General features: G+C 31.6%; 9 protein-coding genes and 2 pseudogenes. 4 read left to right on the top strand and 7 right to left on the bottom strand.

Annotated elements, in window-relative coordinates; translation table 11 throughout:
• Positions 1–226: 226 nt before the first annotated feature.
• Positions 227–424 (top strand): annotated as a pseudogene (locus tag MHH45_RS27725) (ATP-binding protein); the annotation flags it as partial.
• A 158-nt stretch (positions 425–582) separates the two neighbouring features.
• Here the strand turns inward: MHH45_RS27725 and MHH45_RS27730 are convergent.
• The 4 genes from MHH45_RS27730 to MHH45_RS27745 all read right to left on the bottom strand — a co-directional run bounded on the left by MHH45_RS27730 (position 583) and on the right by MHH45_RS27745 (position 3396).
• Positions 583–816 carry a hypothetical protein gene (locus tag MHH45_RS27730; protein WP_077295679.1) on the bottom strand — a complete coding sequence of 78 codons (234 nt, stop codon included), beginning with the start codon at positions 814–816 and terminating at the stop codon, positions 583–585.
• A 298-nt stretch (positions 817–1114) separates the two neighbouring features.
• Positions 1115–1261 carry a BC1881 family protein gene (locus MHH45_RS27735; RefSeq protein WP_000738551.1) on the bottom strand — a complete coding sequence of 49 codons (147 nt, stop codon included), beginning with the start codon at positions 1259–1261 and terminating at the stop codon, positions 1115–1117.
• Between the two features lie 548 nt (positions 1262–1809).
• The gene (locus MHH45_RS27740) at positions 1810–2271 is read right to left on the bottom strand and encodes a CarD family transcriptional regulator (RefSeq protein WP_016079014.1); all 462 of its coding nucleotides are present in this window, start codon (positions 2269–2271) and stop codon (positions 1810–1812) included.
• 216 nt (positions 2272–2487) lie between these two features.
• Complete coding sequence (locus MHH45_RS27745; protein WP_077295677.1) at positions 2488–3396, bottom strand: acyl-ACP desaturase; 909 nt, start codon at positions 3394–3396, stop codon at positions 2488–2490.
• Positions 3397–4023: 627 nt separating this feature from the next.
• On the opposite strand from MHH45_RS27745, the gene MHH45_RS27750 reads away from it, so the two are divergent.
• The gene (locus tag MHH45_RS27750; RefSeq protein WP_016131689.1) at positions 4024–4323 is read left to right on the top strand and encodes a hypothetical protein; all 300 of its coding nucleotides are present in this window, start codon (positions 4024–4026) and stop codon (positions 4321–4323) included.
• 327 nt (positions 4324–4650) lie between these two features.
• On the opposite strand, the gene MHH45_RS27755 is transcribed toward MHH45_RS27750, so the two are convergent.
• Positions 4651–5283 (bottom strand): recombinase family protein, encoded by a 633-nt coding sequence (locus MHH45_RS27755; protein WP_077295675.1) that lies wholly within the window; start codon positions 5281–5283, stop codon positions 4651–4653.
• Positions 5284–7010: 1727 nt separating this feature from the next.
• On the opposite strand from MHH45_RS27755, the gene MHH45_RS27760 reads away from it, so the two are divergent.
• Positions 7011–7847 (top strand): HAD-IIB family hydrolase, encoded by an 837-nt coding sequence (locus tag MHH45_RS27760; RefSeq protein ID WP_077295673.1) that lies wholly within the window; start codon positions 7011–7013, stop codon positions 7845–7847.
• A gap of 950 nt (positions 7848–8797) precedes the next feature.
• On the opposite strand, the gene MHH45_RS27765 is transcribed toward MHH45_RS27760, so the two are convergent.
• The gene (locus MHH45_RS27765; RefSeq protein ID WP_088094727.1) at positions 8798–9370 is read right to left on the bottom strand and encodes a tyrosine-type recombinase/integrase; all 573 of its coding nucleotides are present in this window, start codon (positions 9368–9370) and stop codon (positions 8798–8800) included.
• Between the two features lie 922 nt (positions 9371–10292).
• Here MHH45_RS27765 and MHH45_RS27770 point away from each other — a divergent pair.
• Complete coding sequence (locus MHH45_RS27770; protein WP_016131629.1) at positions 10293–10727, top strand: hypothetical protein; 435 nt, start codon at positions 10293–10295, stop codon at positions 10725–10727.
• A 71-nt stretch (positions 10728–10798) separates the two neighbouring features.
• On the opposite strand, the pseudogene MHH45_RS27775 reads toward MHH45_RS27770, so the two are convergent.
• A pseudogene (locus MHH45_RS27775) lies at positions 10799–11081 on the bottom strand (DDE-type integrase/transposase/recombinase); the annotation flags it as partial.

An 11081-nucleotide genomic window follows, 5' to 3' on the forward strand; every position in this document is an offset into this window, starting at 1 on the left:
CTTAAGAAAAGTAAACACCTCATCACCATCAACCTACAGAATCAAAATTCCCCCAAAACCAAAAAAATGAGCTCAATTCTCATGGACACCTATAAAAAGATAAAATTTTCGTTTTGAGGGCACTTCAATAGGAAACTACAAGACAAAGTATAATAAAAATCACCCGTTGAAATTGGAAATTTTTTCAGATGTGGCGGGTTATTCTTTGAATCGTTTCCGTACCCCTGACTGTTATGAACAAAAAAGTGTAATTGTCACGTCTAATTTGGAATTTGGTCAGTGGAATCGTGTATTTGGAGATAACCGCTTAACTTCTGCATTGGTGGATCGTTTGGTTCACCATGCTCATATCATTGCATTTACAGGAGAAAGTTATCGTTTAAGAAATGCCCTTTCTTTTGCGACTTCAGAAATTAATATGTAAAAAGAGAATTGCAAGCCTCTGCATTTTTCGCTGCAATTCTCTGTACTTTCTGCTTGCAAAAAACATTATATAAGGTTATTTTTTACGAGTTAATAGGTAATGATATAGGGATATTTTGAATGTACATTTAGGTTGTTCCTTTCAAGATATTTATCATTTTATATACGCCCTTTATTAGAATACTGCTTATACTTTTTTTGAGATTCTTTCGTAATACGTGCGTTAAGTAAAATTGCTAACAACAAAAACACTCCATATTTTACCCCTGTAGCTCCTATGATAATCACACTACTAAAAACAAGTACAATTAATAGGAGAAACGAAACGAAATAAATACGGTCATAGTTCTTTGACATCTTCTCGTATTTTATGCGTTCTTTCCTTGCATCCATCTAAATTCCTCCTTTAAATTATCCATTTCACCATAAAATAAATCTCGCCCTTAAAAAGGAAACAATATATCGTTTCAAATAATTAGTTTGTTTTTTTATCAACTAATGTATATAACATAAAAAGAAATACTACCAATATTAAGCATTCCACCATGATAATACCGACCCTCTCCTTCCTTTTAATCCCATCACATCAGATGAAATTTATGTTTATCCTATTATTAGCCGCAGCAAACAAAAAGGATCCTCCCTTCTTTTAAAGGCTGATCCTTTTCTACGTGTATTCAACTATTTTTAGCTATTCTTGATTAATTAGAATAACAGCTGGTCCATCTACACGAATGCCACCAACTTCGATTTTTTCATAAGACTCAACTGTAATAGAAATGACCCCTTCCCGCTTCTTTAATTCATTACTTAATTCTTTTGTTAACATTTTTTTCATGTGTGCACTCCTTCTTACTGCTTCATTTACTATTATTATGTAAATAAGATTAAAAATGGTTTCCTGGTCTGGAAACCATTTTTTGTAGTTGACCATATGGTGTTACCAGTTCGTTTATCAATTTTACGTAAAGAAGATAAACAATTACTATTCACTGTCTCAGTAGATGTAAGGAACTCTTAAAGAGATAGCGGTAAGATTGATTGTTTTTTCTTCTAGAAATAATGACTTAGATAATATATTACCTAAAACAATGAAAGCCCTACCTCTCTTTCATCCTTACGGATCCTTGTCCGTGCCAGTGTGAATCAGGATTGCAAAAATCAAGTGACTATTTAATCGAGTTATTTGATGAAACTTTGAACGTTCGTAAAAGAAATTTAAAAATAAAAATGGATAAGATTGAAGTAATAACAAAAGAGGTTCCTACTCTAAAAGTGAGTTGAAGAAGTTGAATGTCTTTGAAATGATTTACTTTTAATAATCATCATATTCCCGAAAAATTCAGGATATTTTCGGGGGATGTAATACATTATCTATAATGAATCTTAACAGAAACTTTTTATTTGATTTTCAGTGATCCCTTTAATTAATCCTAGTTCACTAATCAAAAATTCATGTGCGTTATCCAACATTTTTTTTTCGCTTGTATTCAGTGCCTTTTCTTTCTTCATACGCATTAAATCACGTACAACTTCAGCACCTTCTTGTATTTCACCCGTTTTTATTTTGTCCGTGTTCACTTTATACCTTTGTTTCCACGGCAGTAATTTATCTGATTCTCCATGCTGAAAAATGTGTATAATGTGTTTTAATGCAAGTATATCAGTAACTGGGCGTATACTCGAACTCAATATTTTACCCATAGGAATCATGACTTGCATATTACTGATTGACATTTTTATGACATAATACTGTTGTTTTTTCCCTGAGAATTCTTTTTCTTCTATGGCTTCAATTATACCTGCTCCGTGCATTGGATAAACAATGTTATCGCCAATTTGAAACATATAATCCACCTCCATATATGGTAACCTTCTTAACCTTAACATATATATGATTTTTTATCAAATATTTTATAATACCATAAATTTATTTTTAGAGTCAACTACTTTTTCGAAAAAATTAAATTAAGTAAAAATGGTACCAAAATAATAGGGAGCGTGTCGGATTTCCAATAAAGGGAAGGGGGAATTTCCCCGCGTATATTCTGAAACCTCTACTCATTAACGTAGGTCCGTTTTCCCTTGAAAACGACCAAATCGATCCCGTATTTTTTTCAATCTTGTGTGGTACTCCAAAATCTCAATTCTTGCTTTTTCAGCTAAAGGTGCAATTGGTCTTAAATCTTTTAATCCCCAATAATCAACCACTACATCAAGTACTTGATCAAAATATTGTAGTGGTCCATAGTTAGTTTCTTTTGCAATTACAGCCATTCTATTTTCAAAATCAGGCATGACGGCACCTGGCATTTTAAAATTCTTAATCACATTGGCAATATGATAGCAATAATTAGGTTCCAATTCTAAATGTGTTCGAATCACGTCTCGATAAAACGCATAATGAAGAGTTTCATCTTTTGCAAGACGGCGTAATAATGTAGCAAGATCTGGATCATGCTTACTTGCAACCTTAGCAACATTATTGTAAAACACCATCGTTGCAAGTTCTTGTAGCGTCGTATACGTCATTGCTTCGATTGGTGTGTGAAAATCGGGCTCAAATCCACCCTCAACGACTGACTTTCTTAATTCATGTAATCGTTTGGGATTCACACTTCGAGTGAGTAGTAAATATGTCTCCAATAAATTCGAATGTTGATCCTCTTCTGAAGTCCAAGTATGAATAAAGTCTGTAATAACAGAAAGGGACCCTTTAAAAGTCGCAGATAAATACGTTGTAAACCATGGTAAATTCACTTCTGTTAATAAAGCTGTTTCAATGGCCGTAATTACACCAGAAGGAAGAGTAACTTGACTTTCATCCCAAGGAACTCTTTTAAAGTCCATTCCCTTATCCCATGGTAAAAACTCATGATAACCCCAGTCTATCTTCTGCGCTCTTATTTTATGTTGTTCATACAGTTCTTTTAAACGTGGTTCTAATCGGAAATCTAAATCATTTGTTAGCATATATAAGTACCCCCTTTTCTTATCATAGATATTCATTTTATTTTTATCCTTAAAAATTTTCTGCAAATAAATATTACTTTCCTTTTTTTAAGTCAAACATAATAAATTTTTAACAAACCTCTTTAAGAACGCTTTATTTCTATATGATTTTTTTCATATCAAAAGTGAAACCGTTACATATATTGTTCTTTTTTACAAAAAGGGTTCTGAGGCATACGATATATTGCTTAGCCTAAATAAAAAAACTATCCTCAGCAAATAGAGGATAACATTCATGGATGAAGATACTCGTCATATTGTAAATCTTGGTGATTATAAAAAGGTGCATACCCATAAAGAATCATTTTATAATAAAGATTGATAAACAATTAATCTTTCATGCGTTTTTGCTACTTTCTAATTTTCTTATTGGTAGCAAAAACTTAAAAGGTTAATGGTATTTTATACACACTAACAACTTATTTAGATGTAAGATCCAAAATGTTAGATTAAGCGATTGAAAAATATATACAGTTGATGAGATAGCCTTAAACGACAATTCCCAACAAGATCACTGTACATTGGCTATGATAGGTTAGACCGTATTTTGGAAAACAGTATACAGCACAAAGGGAAGAGGCGATAAACATGCAGTCAACGGAATCTCATATGAAGGAAAAACAACGTAGAGAAAAAATAGAAATAATATTTAGTCACAGGGTAAAAGGAGAAAGTTATTTTCACGGTTCCTCCTATCAATGGAAAAACATTGTATACCAAAATTATAATAGGATACAACAAAAAGAGTTGAAAATTGAACAACTTATTTTCAAAATGGAAAAAGAAGGGGTTCGTTTTGCGCAGCACCGTTCACTAATACAATATCCCGTCATTGATTTTGTAAAATATATAGCTAAGGTTTACAAGGAAACCCTCGAAATACAATAGCAAAGATTATATGTTCAAAATAAATAATCATATTCAAAGGAAACCTTTATAAAATGTTTATTTTCGAAACCTTGTTAACAAAAAGCTCAAAAATTCATTTCAATATTCTTTTTATTCACAATGATCTTTATTTTTGTTATAATAACAACCATAACGTATTCTAATCGTTTGTATATCTTCAGATTTTGTAGATTTTATTACACAAAAAGACAACTCCTAATTAGAGTTGTCTTTTATTTTTTCTCGATATATATAATACTGTTCTGATGCAAAAACTCCAAGATTCTTACAAGCAGAGAAAAAGTAGGATTTCTCATAGGAAAGATGCTACTTTGTTTCCTCATATTCCTTCATTATTTTATAAAACGTATTTTTCTTTAGCTCTAACATTTCCATAAACATAATAGCTGTTATTTCTCCACTTTTCCATTTTGAATGAGTTTCTTCTATTATATTTATTTGTTGTTTGCTTAAGGTCGAAAGGTTCACCTGAGGACGGCCTAAATGTTTTCCTTGAGATTTAGCTACAGCAATCCCTTCCGCTTGTCGCTGATGAATTTTTTTACGCTCTTGATCCGCAACATAGGATAGCAAAGATAAAAATTGATCTTCCATTAATCGTCCCATATCACCCATCTCACGAAACTTTCGACTATCAAACAGTGTTTCATTTTCTAAAACTACGATATCAGCTTGTGATTCTCTTGTTATATACTTCCATTCTGAAATTACCTCATCATAATTGCGGCCCATACGATCTAAGGCATCTATGTAAACAATATCACCTGTACTCAATATTTTTCGTAATAATTGATATTGAGGACGATCAAAATGTCGTCCACTTGCTTTATCGACAAAAATGCGTCGAGCTTCCACTCCTCGTTCCATCATCTTATGTAACTGACGTTGTTCATTTTGATCTTTTGTACTTACACGTATATATCCATAAATATTTGCCACGTTTTGTATTCTCCTTGCATTTGTTACCACAATTATACCATTTTTGTTTATAAAGGTATTCATTAAAAATAAACGTTTATAAAATAATTTGAATCACCTTTGTAAACTTGATATTTCAACGTTTCATAGATATGGCCCCTCAGTTTGTAAAGGTATACCTTTGTAAACGCTCGTTCACTTTTTAGGACGGTTCATTTGTAAAACTCACTAATTATGACTTTGCGCATAAATAATATAAGGATTAAATTCCTGAATTTTTACAATATTTAGTACAAATAATATCAATTTACTATAATATGTAATTTATGTAAAATCATAATTAAGCTAAACTCTTCTTTAAATTCTTGCCCCTAACAAGGATTTAAAGACCATGCTATTTTTAGCTACAAATGCATAAAAAGAAAAAAGCCAAATCTATACAGAATTTGGCTTTTTTCTTTGGAGTTCATGTAAATAACAACTTGAACCCACTACTCTTTTTCAAATGTAATTGTATTTTATCATATTTTAAACGTTTTGTTGTTAGATTTTTTAACTTATCAGAAAGTTTCGGGTGAATATTTGGAACAATCTTTAGCCTATGATATTGCCCCGTAACTACTTGTATATAATAGAAGGTAAAACTAAGTTCATGACTTTTTATAATTTGTAAAAATAATCATTAAATTCTTATAGCTAATGTGTACCAAAAGGTATGTTTTGTTTTCGGTATATACCTAAAATTATTTTCATACCTTTTGATACTGCACAAACAAATTAATAATAAATTTCCCAATATGGATATTATCACTATTTTTATCTATACTATTCAAAATTAACAGTTAATGTAATATGATAAAAAAGTGATGGTTATCACCCTTTCTCTGTCTCCTTATGCCATAGATAAGACCAAATCTGGTCTTATCTTTTTTATTTATGGGTTCTTGCTACATATCCATTAACTTTAAAAAATCTTTTGTTATGAGATATTTGTTGTCATTGGCTTGATGGCGGTTTGGCGATACCTCTTAAAACGAGGAATGAGTGTAAAAATACACAAAAACCCCGAGTCATGGACTCTTTTTAAGTGTCCATGACTCGGGGGACAGTTCATAATTCCTTTTGGGATTCTTTTTTTAAAATTCACTCACACAAATGATCTGCACATCAATTCATCTTTGATATACAGATCATTTGTATGATAATTTTTATAAATAATTGCGGAATAATGAACTTACATAAATGCTTTTAAAAACTCTTGTACGGCTGGAATTAATCCACCTAAAAATTTTAAAATTGCCATTGCGATTGTCATAATAATTCCTCCTCTTTAAATTTCTGAATATTAAGAATTATATAAATTCATTATATTACAGATTTAAGAATATAACAATATCTTTTTTTATTCTCTCTAAGATTTCGGAATATGCTCATAACAACATTTTTCAAGCCGCATTTATTTATGAGAATTAAGTTCACTTTTTTCGTTTTGGGGTGGATTTGTTTTCTTAAGTTGATGGGCATGAGGTAGTACCACATCAATCACCATCAACCTAAAGAATCAAAATTCCCCTATAACGAAAATCCTATTCATTATTGACTACTGATAATAGGACGTTATGTTAACCGAGCATGTATATGGTATACATTGTTTCTTGTTCAATTAACTGGCAGTTTAGTTATATAAATAATTGGATATTCATGGTAAGATGGAGGTGAATGAGAGAAGAATTTATGGAGGTTACTCTATGGACTACAATCTTTTTAGAACTTTACCAGAAATACCAAATCCTAAGTACATTGTATTTAGTGATTTTGATGAAACGTACTTTCCTCACCAATTAACCGCCGAACGAAAAAGTCAAATACAAGCATTAGAACAGACTATCGTAGAAAAAAGTAGGGTTTCTGGTTTACTTTTTGGTTTGGTAACGGGTAGTAACATTGAGGCTGTTCTTGAAAAAATGAAGAGGGGTGGATTTCAGTATCTTCCTCATTTTATTGCAAGTGATTTGGGAACAGAAATTCATTATTTCAACAGGTTAAAACAAGGTGAAATTGATAAAGAATGGCTTAGCAGGTTTGATAATGGCAATTACCATCCTGATAAAATAAAAGAGATAGTTGATTTGTTAGCTTCTAAAAATATTGCTTTAGATAGCCAATCACAGATGGGTGCATCAAAATACAAAAGCAATTACTACTATTTCTGCAAGAATGAAAAGGACGATCAATTAAACCTTAACCATATTAGACAAGTTGCTAGTGATTTTAAAATTAGTATAAACATCAATCAATGTAATCCTTTGGCTGGAGACCCAGAGAATGCATATGATATTGATTTTATCCCTTTAGGGACTGGAAAAGACGAGATTGTGAGATATATATTAGCAAAATTTAAGATAGACCGACAAAATGCAATTGCCTTCGGTGATAGTGGTAATGACTTAAAAATGTTACAGGCTGTAAAATTCGGTTATTTACTTGAGAACGCTACAAGTGAAGCAAAAAATGGACATGGACGTTTAACCATAGGTTCTTATTCAGAAGGGATACTTAACACCATTAAAGAACTAGTTATGTAGTAGTGATTGGAACCATTTTTTATAAGTTTTTAAATTAAATGGTCTTTGTTTGTGAAACAAACGGGTGCTAATGTTAAATAAACAAGATACATTGACTTCCGCTTTCGAATTTTACGTCAACTAGCTTCTTTTGTGGAGGCTAGTTTTTTTGCTTAGCGTGGTTTTTTTCCGAAATGCTGGCGGTATCCCATGCTCATCAACCTAACAGAACAGGTTACCCCAAAAACGAAAAAAATGAACTTTGTTGCTATAAAAAACATAAAATTTTGGTTTAGGGGGTACCGTCAGAAAAATGAGCTTAACGTTGTAGATCCGCATTTTCCTGACGGTACCCCTTAAAGAAGTTTTGCATTTCTGGATTGTTTGGGAAAGTTTGATCAGCCGAGCAACATAAAGATATACAAGAAATAAAAAATTGGGGTTAAACCGATGATGATATGTCCTATGAGGTTAATTCTCCAATGAATGTTTCTGATTTTGTTCTTTCCTAAAAGAAAAGTTATAACTAACACTGAAATAAGTGGGCAGAAAAAAGAAATACTGTCCCAAGGGCTGATTCTTTCAAAAATAATACGATTCAATAATGGCATTAACAAAATGAAATTAATGATTAGTAGAAGATACCCTAGTGAAATTCTCATTTTTTACCAACCTTTACACTTTTTATCTTAACTTTAACATTTGTCTGACAATAAAAAAAGGAGCTTCTTTCTTGTCAGAGATATGAGCTTAACGTTGTAAATCCGCATTTTCCTGACGGTACCCCTAAGAGGAAATCATTTATATTGTAAGTGCTTTCCTTTGTAATGATAATGGGTTGGATGGAAAGTGTGGCTGATACTATAGATAAAGTGCAATTTCTGTTTTGACAAGTTAGTGTTTAATATTAATTACATAAATATAGAGGAAAAGAATCCTTTTAGATAATTTAAAGGGATTCTTTTCTTTATTTAGATATAAAATGTATCAAGTACATTATCTTTTTCCTCTTTATTGATGCCAATGTATTTAAGTGTAATCTGTGGTGTACTGTGATTAAGTATTTCTTGCAACATGGCTACATCTTTTGTTTGTTTATAGAACCAATAGCCGAAGGTTTTGCGCATGGTGTGGGTACCAATGGATTCTACACCAGCAAAATCTCCGGCTTTTTGTAATTGTCGATAGGCCTGGATTTTACTAATGGGTTGCTCTCCTTTACGAGAAGGGAATAACCAGGTATTTTCTATTGTTTGGGCGTATTGATATACTTCGGCAAAAATAGAAGTAAGATTAACAATCCGTTCTTTTTTGGTTTTTCCCTCTTTTATTTTTAATTCTTTTCTACGTTTTCGTTTTAATTTTAAAATCATATGAGTTTCTAATTGAAGTAGATCACTTACTCGTAGACCTGTATTGATCCCGATCATGAATAAGATGTAGTCTCTTTCTGAGCAGTGACGTTTAAGAGCCCATTTCATATCTTCAATTTGTTCTTTACTTCGGATGGGTTGGACATCAATGAGATGTGGTTTTTTATCCATGGGTTTCTGTACCTCTTTATTTATAGTGTTTTGAATGTATACTTTTCTTGCTAATTTTGATGATATCAGGGGAATGGGGATAAAGTCAATATTTACGGGAAAACGAATGTAAACAAATATTTAAAAGTTTACTTTCGTATTTATAATAAATAAAAAGCACTTTTTAATGTTTTAAAAGTGCTTTAACTTGATGTTGATGTGACAGAACCTCAAGTATGTAGAAATTTAAAAAAGTCCCTTCATAATGCTAAAGGGACTTTGCTCACACAAATGATCTGCACATCAATTCATTCTTGATATACAGATCATTTGTATGATATTTTTTTACATATAATTGCAATTGCTGACTAATGAACTTACATTACTGCTTTTAAAAGCTCTCCTACTAATGGGATGATTCCACCTAAGAATGATAAAACTGCCATTGCGATTGTCATATTATTTCCTCCTCTTTTTTTGTATTAAGATGTGATGAATCTTTATGCTTTCATTATAGTAAACGCTTACAATTATATGGATATATTTTTATATATAATTTTATATATGGAGGGTAAGGTCACGAAATATCACATTTTCGCATTAAGACATGTATTGGAAATTAATTGTTCCCTAAAACAAAAAAATGAACTGAATTCTTATAGATAACTGTGGTGAGATAAAATTTTTGTTTTGGGGTACTTCAAAATATTAGGTTGATGGGCATGTATGGTGACCCCATATAGATGATTTCGTTCTGTACAGTTCTGACGACTTAGTGCAGGCTATAAATCTTTACATGCTTGAAGATATGTACATATTCATTATTGAATTTCTTAATATTAAAATGTATTATAAAAATGCGCAACTTCTAATGCAAGTAAATAGGACTATGAATTTTGAACAAATAAAATATTTTGAAGTAATATAGTTGCCGAAAAATGAGGTGGAATTAATCGAAACAGTACATATTAAATGGTATGGATCGTATAGTTTTAATGATTTTTATAATAGAGAAGAAGCTTTTAAGAAAGGAATATTTGCAATCTTTAGAGTATGTGCTGGAAAAGAAACATTTCTCTATATAGGAAAAACCCAAGGACACTTTATACAAAAGATAAGGGAACTTCATAAAGAGTGGCTGTTTGATGCAAGCGAAATAAAGATTAGATTAGGAATAATAGAATTCCCTAATGGTGAAAGTTATTCTGAAAAGAAGATAGAAGAGGTTAAATCCCTTTTGATTTTACGGCATACCCCATCAGAAAACACCACACCTTCAGTATACTATAGAGGACGGTTTAATTTGAAAATTATAAATAAGGGAAGAAGGGGCTTAATTGTTAAAAAGCTTTCCCCAGAAGATCTAGTATGGATATAAGTTGAATGGTTCTGGTGCAAATACTTAGGAAAGATATAAAGAGGCGAAAAGTTTCCTAGTGGAATCTAGTCTTAAGCAGCAATTCCAAATAGTTGATGGATGAACTTCACTTGATTTTGGACAGACTTGTCCAGTAAAACAAGTTGCCCTTTTTTACCATATGCATAGCTTCTATTCCAGAAATAATGGATATAGCTGTGCGAAAGGATTTCAATCCTAACACCGAACGAACTCGCTTTTTAATAAACCGATGATCTTGTTCCACTATGTTATTGAGATATTTCACTTGCCTTAGTTGGATGCCTAATGGCATCTTTTTTTCTTTTCTCAATTCTTCAACTGCTATAGGATAAG

Origin of the sequence: Bacillus sp. FSL K6-0042 (assembly GCF_038006685.1) — a bacterium.
GTDB lineage: Bacteria > Bacillota > Bacilli > Bacillales > Bacillaceae_G > Bacillus_A > Bacillus_A pseudomycoides.

What these genes read in the sequence shown, in the direction of transcription:
- MHH45_RS27760 (WP_077295673.1), top strand. Translation starts at nt 7,011, where the DNA reads ATGGACTACAATCTTTTTAGAACTTTACCAGAAATACCAAATCCTAAG.
- MHH45_RS27750 (WP_016131689.1), top strand. Translation starts at nt 4,024, where the DNA reads ATGCAGTCAACGGAATCTCATATGAAGGAAAAACAACGTAGAGAAAAA.
- MHH45_RS27730 (WP_077295679.1), bottom strand. Translation starts at nt 816, where the DNA reads ATGGATGCAAGGAAAGAACGCATAAAATACGAGAAGATGTCAAAGAAC.
- MHH45_RS27765 (WP_088094727.1), bottom strand. Translation starts at nt 9,370, where the DNA reads ATGGATAAAAAACCACATCTCATTGATGTCCAACCCATCCGAAGTAAA.
- MHH45_RS27735 (WP_000738551.1), bottom strand. Translation starts at nt 1,261, where the DNA reads ATGAAAAAAATGTTAACAAAAGAATTAAGTAATGAATTAAAGAAGCGG.
- MHH45_RS27745 (WP_077295677.1), bottom strand. Translation starts at nt 3,396, where the DNA reads ATGCTAACAAATGATTTAGATTTCCGATTAGAACCACGTTTAAAAGAA.
- MHH45_RS27740 (WP_016079014.1), bottom strand. Translation starts at nt 2,271, where the DNA reads ATGTTTCAAATTGGCGATAACATTGTTTATCCAATGCACGGAGCAGGT.